The organism is Micromonospora sp. CA-246542, assembly GCF_050942905.1.
Classification (GTDB): domain Bacteria; phylum Actinomycetota; class Actinomycetes; order Mycobacteriales; family Micromonosporaceae; genus Micromonospora.
In genome coordinates, this window is record NZ_CP192040.1 from 4,679,919 (window position 1) to 4,695,608 (window position 15,690).

Here is a 15,690-nt window from a genome sequence, read left to right on the forward strand (position 1 = left end):
GTCGGTCCATGGTTGATTCGTTCTGGTCCGATGCCGATCGTCACCTGGTCCGCTACATCGGTGCGGGCAGCTTCGTACGTGAGATCATCGAGCGGGCCGAGGGCAGTTTCGTCTTCACCGCCGACGGCCGCCGCCTGCTCGACTTCACGTCGGGACAGATGAGCGCGATCCTCGGCCACTCCCACCCGGCCGTCGTGGCCACGATCCACCGGCAGGCAGCCACTCTCGACCACCTGTTCAGTGGCATGCTGAGCCGGCCCGTGGTCGAGCTGGCACGCCGCCTCGCCGGCTCGCTGCCCGCGCCGCTGGACAAGGTGCTGCTGCTCACCACCGGCGCGGAATCCAACGAGGCGGCGATCCGGATGGCCAAGCTGGTCACCGGCCGGCACGAGATCATCTCATTCGCCCGGTCCTGGCACGGGATGACGCAGGCGGCGGCGAGTGCCACCTACAGCTCGGGGCGCAAGGGGTACGGGCCGGCGGCGCCCGGCAACTTCGCGATCCCCACGCCGAACGCGTACCGGCCCGACTTCACCCTTGCCAGCGGCGAGCTGGACTGGCGGCGTCAACTGGAGTTCGCGTTCGAGCTGTTCGACGCCCAGTCGGTGGGCAGCCTGGCGGCGTGCGTCGTCGAGCCGATCCTCAGCTCCGGCGGGGTGATCGACCTGCCGCCGGGATACCTCGCGGCCCTGCGCGACAAGGTGCACGAGCGGGGCGGGCTGTTGATCCTCGACGAAGCGCAGACCGGTCTGTGCCGCACCGGTGAGTGGTACGCGTTCCAGCGTGACGGCGTGGTGCCGGACATCCTGACCCTGTCCAAGACGCTCGGCGCCGGCCTGCCGCTGGCCGCCGTGGTGACCAGCCCGGAGATCGAGCAGACGGCGCACGAGCGCGGCTTCCTCTTCTTCACCACACACGTCTCGGACCCGCTGGTGGCCGCGGTCGGCAACACGGTCCTGGACGTACTGGAGGCCGACCGGCTCGACGAACAGGCGGCGCAGCTGGGCTCGTACCTGCGAAAGGGTCTTCAGGAAATCAGCCAACGGCACCCGGTGGTCGGCGACGTGCGTGGGCGCGGGCTGCTGGTCGGGCTCGAGCTGGTCAGCGACCGGGAGTCGAAACGACCGGCCGACGCGCTGGGCGCCGCGGTGACAGGGCGTTGCCTGGAGCTGGGCCTGCACATGAACGTGGTCCAGTTGCCCGGCATGGGCGGCGTCTTCCGCATCGCGCCAGCGCTCACCTCGACCCACGCCGAGCTGGACCTGGGCCTGGAAATCCTCGACCGTGCGCTCGCCGACACGGCGCCGCGATTCGTGCCCTGAACTGGGCGGACGATTCAGGCCAGGGGTAGCCATTCGAGCGATGTCGTCATCTCGGCGAGGATCTCCGGCACCGGAGCCACGCCGATTCCGAAGCCGTTGGGCACGGTGAGGTGTCCGTCGTCCAGGACGAACGGCTCGGTCAGATCCGTTCGGTAGTAACGGCCGGAGGCGGAGGTGTCCCCCGGCAAGGTGAAGTTCGGCAATGCCGCGAGCGCCACGTTGGCCGCTCGACCGATGCCGGTCTCGAGCATGCCGCCGCACCACACCGGTACACCATGGGCCGCGCAGACATCGTGGATGCGCCTGGCCTCGAGATAGCCACCGACCCGACCCGGCTTGACGTTGACGATCTGGCACGCGCCGAGGCGGATCGCATCCGCAGCGGCACGCGCCGAGATGATCGACTCATCGAGGCAGATGGGAGTGCGCACCTGCCGCGCCAGCGCCGCATGACCCAGGACGTCCTCCTCGTCGAGCGGCTGCTCGATCAGCAGCAGCCCGAACGGGTCAAGCGCGGCCAACAGCGCGACATCCCCGAGCGTGTACGCGGTGTTCGCGTCGACCTGCAGGAGTACGTCGTCGCCGAAGCGTTCCCGCACCGCGCGGACGGGCTCGACGTCCCAGCCGGGCTGAATCTTCAGCTTGATCCGAAGATAACCCTCATCGAGGTAACCCTCCACATCGGAGAGCAGTCTGTCGACCGAGTCCATGATGCCGACCGAAACGCCGGCCGGCACCCTGTCCCGCACCGCACCGAGCTCACGCGCCAGGCTCCGGCGACCGGCCCGCAATTCCGCGTCGAGCACCGCTGTCTCCAACGCCGCCTTCGCCATCCGGTGTCCCTTGAACCGATGCAGCGTCGGGCCGACAGCGGTCGCGTCGGCAGGTGGCCGGGCACCAAGGGCGGGGATCAGATACCGACGCAGGACGTCCGCGGCGGCCTCGACGTACTCACTGGAGTAGAGCGGGTCGGCCATCGCCACGCACTCGCCCCAGCCTTCCGCCTCGTCCGTGACCGCGCGAACCAGCAGGATGTCCCGGTCGTGTTCGACCCCGAACGAGGTCCGGAACGGTGCCACCAAAGGCATGCGGACACGGCGTAACTCGATGCCGGTGAGTTTCATCCATCTCTCCTCGTCGCACTGTCACGCCTCAGCAGGTACCACCCTGCCCGGTCGAATCCGAGGACCGTCGCGCCTTCGGCCAGCAATGAGCCCAGCACCTCCCGCAGTGCCCGGCGCCACTGGCGGGCGGCTGCCGGGTCAACCACGCGTAGCTTCTCGATGTCCGCAGGGGTGGCCACGAGCAGGTCGTCGCCAGCGGTGCTGCCGATCACCGGCGCACCGTCGGCATCCCGGTCGAGCGCCACCGCCGCACCCGCCCGCCGCCGTGCGGCGGCGTCCCATCGGCGTACGCTGCCAGTCGACGCCCGCCGTACCTCAGGGTCCGCGAGATTCCAATGCAGGAGCAGGCGATCGGTGTCGTCGTCGCCGTTGATCCGGTCGTGCATGCTGCCGTAGAAGTTCGTCAGGTAACGCGTCGGCGTCGCCGCCAGCTTCACCAGATTGAAGTACGCGTTCCGGCCGACGAGCGGATCGAACGTCCACGCGATCGTGGTCGCGCCCTGCCGCAGCGCCCAGGCCCGCTGGTGCAGCTTCAGGGCGTGTCCCACCCCGCGGCCCATCACGGTGGCCGAGACTCCGGCGATGTGACTGTGCAGTTCGCGGCGCTCAGGGGCGGCGAAGAAGCCCACGCACGCCCCGACGAGCGCACCGCCGTCGAACGCCCCGGCCACATAGTTGCCCGCCAGGCTGAACGCACGCAACAGCTCGGGCGTCATCGGTGGATTGTCCGGAGCCCGTTGCCAGATGCTGATCAGCAACCGGTGCACGGCCCGCAGGTCGTCGAGCTCGGTCAGTGCCGCGACGCGGACCCGGGCCGCCGCCGCGGAGGCCGAAGCGTCATCCTCGGGGGTGCTGGTCACCACAAAGGCCTCACTCACGGCTGCTCCAGTAAGGCCCTGGTGAGCGCGGCCACCAATGCCGCCCGGTCCGCGATCTCCGCGACCACGACATGCTCGGAGTCGGCGTGCGCCCCGCCGCCGACCGCCCCGAGCCCGTCCAGGGTGGGTGTGCCCACGCCAGCGGTGAGGTTTCCGTCCGACGCGCCTCCGACGGCAGCCCGCCCGGGGACCGGCAGACCGATGTCTCGCGCCACTTCTGCGGCCCGTTCGTACAGCGCCTCGGACGCCGAAGGCGGCAGCGGCGGCCGGTTCGGCCCGCCCTCGACGCTCAGCCGGGTGCCCGGAACGGCCGGCCGCAGCTCCCGCAGGGCGAGATCGACCCGTCGCTGCTCGTCGATGTCACGCACGCGCACGTCCACGACGAAGGTGCCGTTCGCCGGAACGGTGTTGCCCGTGCTGCCGGCGGACATCGCGGTCGGCACCACGCTCGTACCTCGGCTCGGATCGGCCAGGGCGAGAACGGCCAGGACCTGGTGGGCGACCTCGACCCCGGCGTTGATCCCACGCTCGGGTTCCAGGCCGGCGTGCGCGGCGAGTCCCTCGACGTGCACGACGTAGCGGGACATGCCCTTGCGGGCCGTCTTGAGAGCGCCCCGCGCGGCGGAAGCCTCCAACACCAGAGCTGCCGCGGCTCCCGCCGCCTCCTGTTCGATGAGTGATCGGGAACTGGGCGATCCCAGCTCCTCGTCGCCGGTCACGAGGAGCGTCACGCCGTTCCGGTCGTTCAGCTCGGCAACCGCGTGCAGTGCCTGGACGATGCCGACCTTCATGTCGAAGCACCCCGGTCCGCGCAGGATCCCGTCCGACACCTCGTACGGCCGGTCGCGGAGGGAACCGATCGGCCAGACGGTGTCGTGGTGACCCAGCAGCAGTACCGTCGGCGGCCCGGAACCGAAGCGCCACCGCAGGTGGGTATGCCCGTCGAGAACGATCTTCTCTGGTGGCACGCCGAGCCGCCGCTGCCCGACGGCCGCCAGGACGTCGGCGCTTCGGGCCACGGCGGCGAGGTCGGCCGATGGCGACTCGCACCCGACCAACTCGGCGATGTCCTCCAGCATGTCCGGCAGACGACGGGCGAGGCGTTCCCGCAGGCTCATCTCACGTCACCTTCGGCGTGGCGCGAACGCCGAGGTGCAGGTACTGCTCCCCCGTGGGCAGCCGGTAGAACGTCACCGGCATCCACGAGTCCCGGTCCGGCAGACGGATCGCGAACAGATCCGTGCCGACCGCGACCAGAGCCAGTTCCTTGACGGGATCGGGCGTCAGCTCGGCGAGCGGGCCGGTCACGGTCATCCGCAGCACCGGGCCGTCCGCGCCGTCGAGAATCTCCAACCGGGTGCTCGCTCGCTCGTACGTGCCCAGGTGCGGTGTCACGTCCACCGACACCGGATCGGCGGGCGGCGTGAACGGCGGTGGCATCGTCACGCCGGCGAGGTCGGCGAAGATCTCCCGGTACAGATCGCGGTAGAGGTCCCCGGCGCTGCCACCATTGGTCAGCAGCGCCACCGCCATGTTCTGCTCCGGCAGCAACCGCAGAAAGGCCGCCTGCCCGATGGTGTTGCCGTCGTGGCCGATGAGCCGCCGCCCGTCCCAGCCGAAGCGGATCCAGCCCAGACCCCACGAGTCGCCGAGGGTGTACCGGTCGGGCAGGTCCACCTCGTGTGCCGCCATCGCCGCGGTGCTGCGCTCGCTGAGCACGCGGGTGCCGTCCTCCGCCACACCCCCGGTGAGGTGCATCCGGGCGAAGCGCAGCAGATCCGCGACACTGGCGTTGATGAGGCCGGCCGGCCCGAGCGCACGCGGGAGCATCCACTGCGGGACCCGTTCCGGGCCCTCGGCGCTGTCGGTATGCCCGCACGCGGTCCGTTCCAGCAGAGCCTCCTCGGGCAGCGTGCTGGTACGCGCCAACCCGAGCGGCTCGGTCAGCCGGGCCCGGACCGCGGCGTCCCAGGTCATCCCGGTCAGCTTCTCGATGACGAGCCCGGCCAGCGCGAAGCCCGAGTTGCAGTACGACCAGGTGGCGCCGAGCGGATGGTTCTGCGCCTCGTCGCGCAGCGTCGCCGCGTACTTCTCCAGACAATCGTCACCGCGGCCGGTGTCGGTGAAGACGTCGCCGTCGATGCCGCTGGTGTGGACGAGCAGGTGCCGCATCGTCACCCGCGCGGCCACCGTCGGGTCCGACAGGGCGAGTTCCGGCAGCACCCGGACCACCGGATCGTCGAGATCGAGTAGCCCCTCATCCACCAACTGCATCGCCAGGGTCGCGGTCCACACCTTGCTGATGGAGCCGATCTGGAACACCGAATCGGTGGTCGTCTCGACCCCGGTGTTCACATTGAGAACGCCGTACGCGGCCTCGACGAGTTCGTCCGGTCCGTCCGGGCGCAGTCGCAGGATGCCGAGCGTGGCGCCGGGAACACGGTGCTGTTCGGCAAGCGCGGCCAGGCGACGCTGCCAGAGTTCAACGTTGATGTCCGTCGACCTTCCTTCCGGGTGGCTCCTGGCGTGGGGGACTCTGGTACGAAGCTTGCCGGTCACCGCGATCGCTGTCTTGGTGCAGCGGCACGAGACGGGCACGCCGCTCTCGTCCGGACGACCAAGATCGGCTGTCAGAGTCCGAACACGCGCAGCTGGAGCATCACGCCGAAGCGCGCGTGCGGATCGGTCAGATCCAGGCCGCCCAGCTCGGCGAGGCGCCGCAACCGGTACCGGAACGTGTTGGGATGCACGTGCAACGCCGCAGCCGCCGCGACCACGTCACCGAACGCGTCCAGCCAGGCCGACAGCGTTTCGACGAGGCTTGACTGGTGTTCCGCGTCGTACGCGATCAGCCGCGCCACCACGCCGCTGGGTGCGTCCCCGCGAGCCGCGATGGCATCGGCCATGTCGAGCAGCAACGCCTCGGTGTACACGTCGGCGAGGTGAGCGACCCGGCGCGAACCGCCCCGCCCGGCGCACAGCACGCGAAGCGCCCGGTCGGCGCTGGTGCGGGCGGCGGGCAGGTCGGTGGGTGTGTTCGCCACCGGGCTCACACCGGCCATCGCCGGCAGTCGGGTGCCGATCCGATCGAGGAACCCGGCGGTCACCCGGGCCGCCTGCTTCTCCGGCGCGTCGCGGCCGACCGGCAACAGCCCGTACGTCACATCGCCGAGCAGGGCGACCGCGCTGGCCGGATGCACCGTGCCCAGATGCATCGCCAGCGCGTCTCCGAGGCGCTGGCGTTGCGCGGCGACCCCGGATCGGTCGTCGACGCCCGGGGTGATCCGCTCGGTCGGCGCGAGCGCGAGCACCACCAGCGGCTGTTCGGTGAGCCCCAGCCGGGCCAGCGCCTCCCGAGCGCCCGAGCCTCCCTCCAGCGCTGTGCTGACCAGGTCGGTCCGCAACCGCCGTGCGACGTCCGCGCCGGCCCGTAACCGCAGCAGGTGCAGGGCGACCAGTTTCGCCGCGTCGCTGAAGGCACGGGACCGGTCCGGGCTCAGAGGCTTGCGTACGGCTGCCCAGATGGAGCCGAGGAACTCGTCGCCGGCGCGGACCGCCACGGCGACGCGCGGCACCAGGAAGGTGGCCATGCTGGGCAGCGGTGCCACGAACACCGGCTGCTCGCTGTGGTGCACGTCGTGGATGACGCCGGATTCGGCCAACAGTCGGGCGTACCGTTCCGGCACCTGCCGACCGAGGATCGTCTCCACCCGGGACTCGTCGGCCTCCTCCTGACGCCCGGAGAACGCCAGCACCCGTGAGTCCGGGTCCTCGATGGTGACCGGCGCGTCGACCAGGGCCGCGACCGCGTTGGCCACCGCGAACAGATCCCCACTGGGCATCCCGCCGAGAGTCTCCGGTCCGGCGTCGCCGACGTCGCCCTGACCGAGCATGGAGCGCAGCAGGGCGGCGAGCTGCGCCCAGGATGCGCCGCGGGTCAGGGCGAGCAGCGCCACCCCGGACTCCTGGGAGGCACTTCGCAGAGTGTCGGAGTCGGCGAGGGGACCCCGGACCACGAGACCGGCGGCGCCGTGCGTGCCGAGCGCACGCAGCAGATCGGCGATCTCGTGGACTTCCCGCAGGCCGACGCCGAGCACCAGGGCGTGCGGCGGCAGAACGAGCTCGTCCAACGGGTCGTGGATCGAGACACCGCCGATCGGCGCGCCGGTGTGCGAGTCGCCGTGGACCAGATCGAGCAACGTGGCGCCGAGGTCGTCGAGGATCCGGCCCAGACTCGCACGAGGCTGCATCGAGTGACTGCCGTCCTGTCTCGGCCGGGGCCTACGCCCCGGCGTGCGGAATCGCGGCGAGCAGGTCGCGGGTGTAGGGGTCCCGCGGATCCATCAGCACGTCGTCCACCGGGCCGTACTCCACGATCCGGCCCTGGTGCATGACCGCCACGAGGTCGCTGACGTAGCGCACCACCGCGAGGTTGTGCGAGATGAACAGCATTGTCAACCGCATCCGCCGCTGCAGATCCCGGACCATGTTTAGCACGGCACCCTGAATGGAGACGTCCAGCGCGGAGGTGATCTCGTCGGCAACCAGGACCTCGGGTTGCCCGGCGAGCGCCCGCGCGAGCGCGACCCGCTGCCGTTGACCGCCGGACAGTTGATCCGGGCTGGCGGTGGACAGTTCGGGCGGCAGATCGACGAGGCCGAGCAGCCGCGCGACCTCGGCGCGGCGCTGCGCCGTGGTGCTGCCGCGGGGCACGGCCTCGGCGATCGACGCGCCGATCCCCATCCGGGGATCGAGTGCGGAGTACGGGTCCTGGAAGACCATCTGCAGCGGACGTCGTCCGCCCGCCCGAACCGCGTCCAGCGGTTGTCCGCCGAGCAGGATCCGGCCGCCGGTGACGGGCGTCAGCCCGGCTGCGGCGCGGGCCAGTGTCGACTTGCCCGACCCGGACTCGCCAACCAGGCCGACGACCGCCCCGGCCGGCACCGTCAGGTTCACCCTGTCGACCGCCACGGTCCCGCGCCGGCGGGCACCGAACCGCACGGTGACGTCCTCGAAGACAAGCTCGGGCATGTCGGCCTCACCCGATCCGGGGTGTGGCGCGGGCTCCGAAGTGAACGTAGCGCTCCCCGCTCTCGATCTGGTAGAACGTGGCGGCCATCCAGTTGCCGGTCGTCGGGTCCTGGCAGACGAACAGGTCCGGAGCGACCGCGACCATGCGGTAGTCGACGTTCTGGTCCTTGAGCACCTCCGCGAGCGGCCCGGTCACGGACACCCGCAGGATCGGGCCGTCCTCGCCGGTGAGCACCTCCTGCCGGATACTGGCCCGCTCGTAGAGCCCCTCGTACGGGGCCACGTCGATCGCCACCGGTTCGTCCGGTGGTCCGAGTGGGTGCGGCACGGCCACATCGGCGATCTCGGCGAAGATCTCCCGGTACAACTCCTCGTACAGCTTTGCGGCGTTACCGCCGTTGGTGAGCAGTGCCACGGCGATGTTCCGCTCGGGCAGCAGGCGCAGGAACGCGGCCTGGCCGATGGTGTTGCCGTCATGACCGATGAGCCGGTGGCCGTCCCAGCCCATCCGCTCCCAGCCGAGCCCCCAGGAATCACCGACAGTGTGCTTGTCGGGCAGTTCCACCTGGTGGGCGGCCATCGCGGTGATCGCGGCGGCGCTGAGCACCGCTGCGCCGTCGGCGGATCTGCCACCGTCCAGGTGCATGCGGGCGAAGCGGAGCACGTCGGCGACGGTGGCGGTGACGCCGCCGGCCGGGCCGGCGGATCGGGGGATGCCCCACTGCGGCGCCGGTTCCGGCTCGCCGTCGGCGCCGGGTAGATGGCCGACCGCCGTACGGAACAGCAGCGCCTCCTCCGGCAACGTGACGGTGTGGGTCAGCCCGAGCGGTTGGAACAGCAACTCCCGCAGTGCCGCGTCCCAGGTGTCGCCGGTCAGCTTCTCGATCACCCTGCCGGCCAGCGAGTACCCCGAGTTCGAGTACGACCAGGTAGCGCCGAGCGGGTGGGTCAGGGCGGCGTCGCCCAGCAGTGCGACGTACTTCTTGAGGCAGTCGTCGCCGCGGCCGGTGTCGGTGAAGATGTCACCGTCGATGCCGCTGGTGTGCGTCAGCAGATGGCGCATGGTCAGCTTCCTGGTCACGTCGGCGTCGCGGAGCAGCAGCTCCGGGAGCACGTCGACCAGCGGCGCCTCGAGATCCAGCAGCCCGTCGTCGACCAGCCGCATGACCACGGTCGCGGTCCACACCTTGGTGATCGACCCGATCTGGAACAGCGAGTCGGTGGTGGCCGCCACGCCGGTCGCCCGGTTCAGGACTCCGTAGGCGGCTTCGGTGACGGTGTCACCGTGCAGGATGCCCACGGCGGCGCCGGGGACGCCGTGACGTTCTGCGATCGTGGCGAGCCGGTGCTCGAGGTTCATCTCAGGTCTCCTTCCGAAACGGTGACGGGTGCCACCGCCAGCGGTGCGAGATCGGCGTGCCAGCACGCGACGCGGTGCGCGCCGCCGTACGTGGCAAGTGGCGGGTTCTGCTCGTGGCACTGTTCGGTGGCCAGCGGGCAGCGGGGGGCGAACGGGCAGCCGGCGGGTGGTCGGCGCGGATCAGCCGGGCGGCCGGGAATCACGGCGAGTGGTTGGTCCCGGTCGGTTTCCATCGTGGGCACGGCGGCGGCCAGCGCCCGGGTGTACGGGTGCCGCGCGTCGTGTAGCAGCGCCGAGCTGGGCAGATCCTCGACGATGTGACCGGCGTACATGACCAGCACCCGCACGCACACCTCGGCGACGACGGTGATGTCGTGGCTGATGAACAGGAGAGCGGCCTGGTTGCCGCCGCGCACCTCGGCCAGGAGTTCCAGCACCTGCCGTTGCACTGTCACGTCGAGCGCCGTGGTCGGCTCGTCGGCGATGATCAACGAAGGCTGGGCCATGATGCCCATGCCGATCATCGCCCGTTGGCGCATGCCGCCGGACAACTCGTGCGGCAGTTGCCGGGCGCGCCGGGCGGCAGCGGGGATGCGTACGGCATCGAGCCGTTCCACCGCCCGGTCCCAGGCCCTGCGCCGGTTCATCCGCTGATGCCGTTCGGCCACCTCGGCGAGCTGACGGCCGATCCGCTGGATCGGGTTCAACGACGTCATCGGGTCCTGGAAGACCATCGCGAGCGAGGTGCCGAGCAGGCCGCGCACCGCGCGGGAGTCTGCGGACCGCAGGTCGGTGCCGAGGAAGTCGAGCCGGTCGGCCCGCACCAGGCCCGGACTCTCCACGAGCCGGGCGATCGCCAGCGCGGTCAGGCTCTTGCCGGAACCGGACTCGCCGACGATGCCGACCGACTCACCCCGTCGCAGCGTCATGCTGACTCCGCGTACCGGAGTGACGGACCCCTTGTCGGCCGGGAAGGAGACGCTGAGGTTCTCGACGGCCAGCACCGTCGGTTCTCCCACTGGTACGACGGACGCCAGGTCCGATGCGGGTGGGCGCCGGAGACCGTGCCGGGCGTCATGCGAGCTGAGGGCCCGAGCCGCGACCTCCCCGGCGAGGTTGAACGCCAACGCCGCGACGACGACAGCGAGCCCTGCCGCGAGTGCCCCCGCGGGATGGATGTAGATCTGTGTCAGGCCCTCGCCGAGCAGCCGCCCCCAGTCGTAGGACGGCGCCTGCACACCCAGCCCGAGGAACGACAGGCCGGCGAACGCCAGCAGCGCGCTGCCGGCGGCCGAGGTGGCGGTGACCACGAGGGGCTCGGCGATGTTGGGCAGCACGTGCCGAAAGAGGATCCGGACGCGGCCCACTCCGGCGATGCGGGCGGCGGCGATGAAGTCGCGGCCGGAGACGGCCGCGGCGAGCGTCTGGGTGAGCCGGGCGAAGCCTGGTGCGGTCGCGAACCCGATGGCCAGTACCGCGCCCTTGGCCCCGACCCCGAAGATCACCGCGAAGAACAGCGCCAGCAACAGATTCGGGAACGCCACCGCGATGTTGACGAGCGTGCCGATCCAGCGCCCGACCCGCTTCCCGGCCAGCGCTGTGGCCGCGCCGAGCAGCAGGCCGGTGGCCACGCCGATGCCGGTGGCGGCGAGCGCCAGGCCGACCGACAGCCGGGTCGCCACCAGCACCCGGGCCAGGATGTCCCGGCCGAGCAGGTCGGTGCCGGCCGGGTGCCGGGCGGACGAACCCTGCAGGATCTCCGCCGGCACCACCGTGTGCGCGCGGGCGTGCCACAGCGGGTACGCCAGCACGGTGAGGCCGAGCACCACCGCCAACAGCACCACGGCGAGGATGCCCAGCGGACTGCGCAGCACCGCGACCCACCGTCGCGCCGTCGCTCCCGCCATGGTTCAGCCCTCCCGGATCGCGGAGCGCGGGTCGAGCACGGCGAGGACCACGTCGACGGCGAGGTTGACCAGCAGCACGCCGGCCCCGTAGACGAGGACCACGCCCTGCACGGTCGGATAGTCCTTGGCGAGGATGGACTGGACGATCGTGCCACCCAGTCCCGGCCACGCGAAGATGTTCTCCACCAGCACGGTCCCGGCCACCAGTGAACCCAACAGGAGGCCGCCGATGGTCAGGGCGGCGGTCAGCGCATTCGGCAGCGCGTGCCGCAGGTAGAGCAGCCACGGTGGCAACCGCTTCGCCCGGGCCGTGCGGATGTAGTCGGCGTGCAGCACTGTCAGCAGTTCCACGCGGACGATGCGGGCCAGCATGAACGCCGGCCCGACGGCCAGTGCCACCACGGGCAGCACGTAGGAGCCGGCCCCGGATCGTCCGGCCACCGGCGCCCAGCCGAGCTGCACGCCGAACACGAACACCAGGCCGACCGCCAGGAGGAACTCCGGGATGGTGGCGGCCACGATGCTGGCCGACGTGAAGACCCCGTCGGCTACGTGACGCCCACTTCGGGCCAGCACCGCCATCACCAGTCCCAGCGGTACGGCGACGAGCAGAGCCACGGCGAACGCCAGCGCCGCCATCGTGACGGTGGAGCCGATCCGGTCCCCGATGACGTCGGCGACCGGCAGGCCCGAGGTCATCGACGTACCCAGGTCCCCGGTGAGCAGACGGCCGAGAAAGTGCGCGTACTGCAGGGCGAGCGGGTCGTCCAGGCCCATCTGCGCACGCCGCTGCTCGACCAGTGCGCTCGAAGCGGTGGGGCCCAACGCGGCCCGGACCGGGTCGCCGGGCAGCGCATGGATCATGAGGAACGCGGCGCTCACCAGGACCCACAGTGACAGCAGCAGTCTTCCCGAGCGGCGCAGCGCGAACCGGATCCACTGGTTCTCGGCCAGGGCGGTCACGGTCGTCGCGGTCACGCTGGTGATCCTCAGCCGAGCATCCGGATGGACGCCGGGTCGACGTCGCCCGTGGAGAGGTCCAACTGCGATCCCCTGGCGTACACCGGCACGTTGGAGTTCGCGAACGGCACCAGGTCGAGGTGCTGCAGCAGGGCCTTCTCCGCCGCGGCCCACTGATCGCATCCCCCGTCACCGGGGGTCCTGGCGGCGGCGGTCACCGCGGCCACGTAGGCGTCGTTGCGGACGCTGGCGAAGTTGCTGCCGTTCGGGGGCGTGGGCCCGGAGAAGAACGGCACCAGCTGACTGGGCAGTGACACGCCGATCGGGAACATCGCCACGTCCCAGGCGAACTGGCCGGACGCGATCTGACCGATCTGCGTCTCGGTCACCGACTTCAGTTCCACCTGTACGCCGGCGGCGGCCCACTGTTGCTGCACGAGTTCGGCGGCGGCCTGCGCACCCGGACCGGACGACGTGTCGAACGCGACGGTCAGCTTGACGGGCTTGCCGTTCGAGGCCGCGGCCACGGCCGTCTTCGCGCCCGCGGCATCGAAGTCCGGAAGGTTACCGGTGACGGTGTCCTGCCTGCAGGGGCTGGTGGCGGGGACGACCAGCCCGGTCGGTGGGCCGCCGCGCCCGCTCGCGAACACCTGCCGAAGCTGGGCGAGGTCGAGGGCCTGCACCAGCGCTCGGCGCAGGTCCAGTGCCTCGGTGGGCAGGCCGGGCTTCTGGTTGAACCACATCTCGCCGGTCGGCGCCATGATGTCGCGCTTGAGGTACGCGGCGCCCTGCAACCGCTGGCCGTCCGGCCCGGTGAAGCGGGCCGCGTTCACCTCGCCGGAGAGCATCAGGTTGGCGGTGGTGGCCTCGTTCGCGACGACCCGCAGGACCACCTTGTCGGGCAGTCCGGCCTGGTCCGCCGTGAAGTCGCCGGGCCCCCACGCGTATTCCTTGCGCCGGGTCAGCGTGTAGTGGTCGTCGGGAACCACCTCGGTGAGCGTGAACATGCCGGAGCCCAGGGCGTTCTGCTTCAGCTTGGCGCGGTCCTTGAGCCCGCTGTCGCAGACGATCGGAAGGCCGCCCAGATTGCGGTCCAGGAACGCGTCCGGGGCGGGCACCGTCACGGCGACGGTTCCGGCGCTGTCGTCCGCCGTGGCCTTGGCGCCGGCCGGGACGTATGTGCCGATCCGCGTCGAGGCGTTCTTGACATCGCCGACGAAGTTGATGTTCGCGGCCACGGTGCTCGCGGTCAGCGCGCTGCCGTCGGAGCAGGTGACGTTCCTGCGCAGCGTGAACGTCGCCGTGGTGCCCGCCGACTCCCACGACGCGGCGAGACCGGGAAGCAACCGCCCGTCCGGAGCGAACCCGAGCAGCGAGTCGTACAGGAATCGGCCGACCTGGCCGGTGACCGACAGGGAGGTGAAATGTGGATCCAGGTTGCCGGGGTCGCCCGGCAGCGCCATGACGAAGGTCTTGCCGTTGACCAGGTTGGTTCCGCCGCTGTCGCCGGAACCGCCACCACACGCACTCATCGTCAGAACGGCCGCGCCGAGCACCGCCGTCAACCCAAGAGCCTTCATCGCGCCGCCTCCACCCACCTACGTGTCCGGCAAGACTGCCGAGCGCCGCGCCCGGTTGTCTTCGGTGCCCCCGACAACACGACGCCTGCCGATTCGTCGTCGGCGACGACAGCGGCCGCTACCCGAGAGGTGGTGGAAGGGTGGACAGGAATCCGGGCCCGGTCTCGTCGCACCGCACGAAGACACCTGTGGCTTCCGGCAGCACGATGGTTGCTGGCACGCGAGCCACCGGGGTCAGCCGTGACCCGGTCGACGTCGCCGAACAGCCAACGGTGAGGAGCTGATCAGATGTCCGTGGTCGACGCCGCTCTGCGTGCCATGCCGGTGATCGACGGGCACAACGACCTGCCGCTGGCTCTGCGGGCCCGGACCGGCTATCGCGTGACCGGCCTGCATGAGCGGCCCGAGTTGCAGACCGACCTGAGCCGGCTGCGCGCCGGTGGGGTGGGTGGGCAGTTCTGGTCCGTGTACGTGCCGTCGGACCTCAGCGAACCGGACGCGGTCGTGGCGACGATGGAGCAGGTCGACGCCGTGCACCGCCTGACCGCCGAGTATCCGCAAGAGCTGGCGATCGCGTACTCGGCCCGTGACGTGGAGCACGCTCTGAGTGCCGGCAGGATCGCCTCCCTGATCGGCATCGAGGGCGGACACAGCCTGGCCTCCTCGCTCGGGGTGCTGCGCTCTTTCGCCCGACTGGGTGTGCGCTACGTGACCCTGACCCACAACCACAACACCTCCTGGGCCGACTCGGCGACCGACCGGCCCGGCGTCGGTGGCCTGAACGACGAGGGCCGTGCGATCGTCGCCGAGATGCAGCGCATCGGGGTGCTCGTCGACCTGTCGCACGTGGCGGAAACGACGATGCGCGCGGCCCTGGCCGTCGCCACCGCTCCGGTGATCTTCAGCCACTCGTCGGCCAAGCAGCTCACCGAGCACAGCCGCAACGTGTCCGACGACGTCCTTGTCCGACTACGGGACAACGGCGGCGTGTGCATGGTCGCGTTCGCGCCGCCGTTCGTCTCCGGTCAGGTCGCCGAGTGGCTCGCGGCGGCGACCGAGCAGTGGCAACGGCTGGGCCTGCCGCCGGCCAAGGACGAATGGACGCGCGCGCCGCGCCCCGGCGAACACCTGCCCTCGTCCCTTCCCGCCGTACCCGCGTCGTCTGCCTTCGGACTGCCCGGCGTTCCGGCCGACGCCCCCGAACCCTTCCGGGCCTGGCTGACGGCGCATCCCCGGCCGGAGGCCACCATCGCCCAGGTCGCCGACCACGTCGAGCACGTTCGCGCGGTCACCGGGATCGACCACGTCGGGCTCGGGGGCGACTACGACGGTTGCGATCGCCAGCCGATCGGCCTCGAGGACGTGTCCGGCTACCCGCGGCTGCTGGATGAACTCGGGCAGCGCGGCTGGTCACAGGCCGACCTGGAGAAACTGACCGGCCGGAACATCCTCCGGGTCCTTCAGGCGGCCGAGGACGCCGCTGACGAAATCCTCTGGCCCCGCTCCCCCGCCCGCTGAGGCCGCCGAG

12 protein-coding genes are annotated in these 15,690 nt (G+C 70.9%); 2 read left to right on the forward strand and 10 right to left on the reverse strand.

Annotated features, from left to right (window positions below):
• Nucleotides 1-8: 8 nt before the first annotated feature.
• The gene (locus ACQP0N_RS21720) at nucleotides 9-1,322 is read left to right on the forward strand and encodes an aspartate aminotransferase family protein (protein ID WP_433113649.1); all 1,314 of its coding nucleotides are present in this window, start codon (nucleotides 9-11) and stop codon (nucleotides 1,320-1,322) included.
• Between the two features lie 14 nt (nucleotides 1,323-1,336).
• On the opposite strand, the gene menC is transcribed toward ACQP0N_RS21720, so the two are convergent.
• The 10 genes from menC to ACQP0N_RS21770 are packed head-to-tail and all read right to left on the reverse strand — an operon-like array spanning nucleotide 1,337 to nucleotide 14,162.
• Complete coding sequence (menC, locus tag ACQP0N_RS21725) at nucleotides 1,337-2,446, reverse strand: o-succinylbenzoate synthase (RefSeq protein WP_433113651.1); 1,110 nt, start codon at nucleotides 2,444-2,446, stop codon at nucleotides 1,337-1,339.
• Nucleotides 2,443-3,324, reverse strand: coding sequence for a GNAT family N-acetyltransferase (locus ACQP0N_RS21730; protein WP_433113653.1), 882 nt, complete (start codon nucleotides 3,322-3,324; stop codon nucleotides 2,443-2,445). Before ACQP0N_RS21730 ends, menC begins: the two co-directional genes overlap by 4 nt.
• Nucleotides 3,321-4,442: a M20 family metallopeptidase gene (locus tag ACQP0N_RS21735; RefSeq protein ID WP_433113654.1), complete on the reverse strand. Its 1,122-nt coding sequence runs from the start codon at nucleotides 4,440-4,442 to the stop codon at nucleotides 3,321-3,323. Before ACQP0N_RS21735 ends, ACQP0N_RS21730 begins: the two co-directional genes overlap by 4 nt.
• A gap of 1 nt (nucleotide 4,443) precedes the next feature.
• Nucleotides 4,444-5,922, reverse strand: a complete 1,479-nt coding sequence (locus ACQP0N_RS21740) for a serine hydrolase domain-containing protein (RefSeq protein WP_433113656.1) — start codon at nucleotides 5,920-5,922, stop codon at nucleotides 4,444-4,446.
• A 32-nt stretch (nucleotides 5,923-5,954) separates the two neighbouring features.
• Nucleotides 5,955-7,574: a PucR family transcriptional regulator gene (locus ACQP0N_RS21745; protein WP_433113658.1), complete on the reverse strand. Its 1,620-nt coding sequence runs from the start codon at nucleotides 7,572-7,574 to the stop codon at nucleotides 5,955-5,957.
• Nucleotides 7,575-7,605: 31 nt separating this feature from the next.
• Nucleotides 7,606-8,355 carry an ABC transporter ATP-binding protein gene (locus tag ACQP0N_RS21750; protein ID WP_355047709.1) on the reverse strand — a complete coding sequence of 250 codons (750 nt, stop codon included), beginning with the start codon at nucleotides 8,353-8,355 and terminating at the stop codon, nucleotides 7,606-7,608.
• Between the two features lie 7 nt (nucleotides 8,356-8,362).
• Complete coding sequence (locus ACQP0N_RS21755) at nucleotides 8,363-9,715, reverse strand: serine hydrolase domain-containing protein (protein ID WP_433113660.1); 1,353 nt, start codon at nucleotides 9,713-9,715, stop codon at nucleotides 8,363-8,365.
• Nucleotides 9,712-11,622 (reverse strand): dipeptide/oligopeptide/nickel ABC transporter permease/ATP-binding protein, encoded by a 1,911-nt coding sequence (locus ACQP0N_RS21760; RefSeq protein WP_433113662.1) that lies wholly within the window; start codon nucleotides 11,620-11,622, stop codon nucleotides 9,712-9,714. The genes ACQP0N_RS21755 and ACQP0N_RS21760 overlap by 4 nt, the downstream gene beginning before the upstream one ends.
• 3 nt (nucleotides 11,623-11,625) lie before the next feature.
• Nucleotides 11,626-12,600, reverse strand: a complete 975-nt coding sequence (locus ACQP0N_RS21765; RefSeq protein WP_433113664.1) for an ABC transporter permease — start codon at nucleotides 12,598-12,600, stop codon at nucleotides 11,626-11,628.
• Between the two features lie 11 nt (nucleotides 12,601-12,611).
• Nucleotides 12,612-14,162 carry an ABC transporter substrate-binding protein gene (locus tag ACQP0N_RS21770; RefSeq protein ID WP_433113666.1) on the reverse strand — a complete coding sequence of 517 codons (1,551 nt, stop codon included), beginning with the start codon at nucleotides 14,160-14,162 and terminating at the stop codon, nucleotides 12,612-12,614.
• A 288-nt stretch (nucleotides 14,163-14,450) separates the two neighbouring features.
• On the opposite strand from ACQP0N_RS21770, the gene ACQP0N_RS21775 reads away from it, so the two are divergent.
• Complete coding sequence (locus ACQP0N_RS21775; RefSeq protein ID WP_433113668.1) at nucleotides 14,451-15,680, forward strand: dipeptidase; 1,230 nt, start codon at nucleotides 14,451-14,453, stop codon at nucleotides 15,678-15,680.
• Nucleotides 15,681-15,690 lie beyond the last annotated feature (10 nt).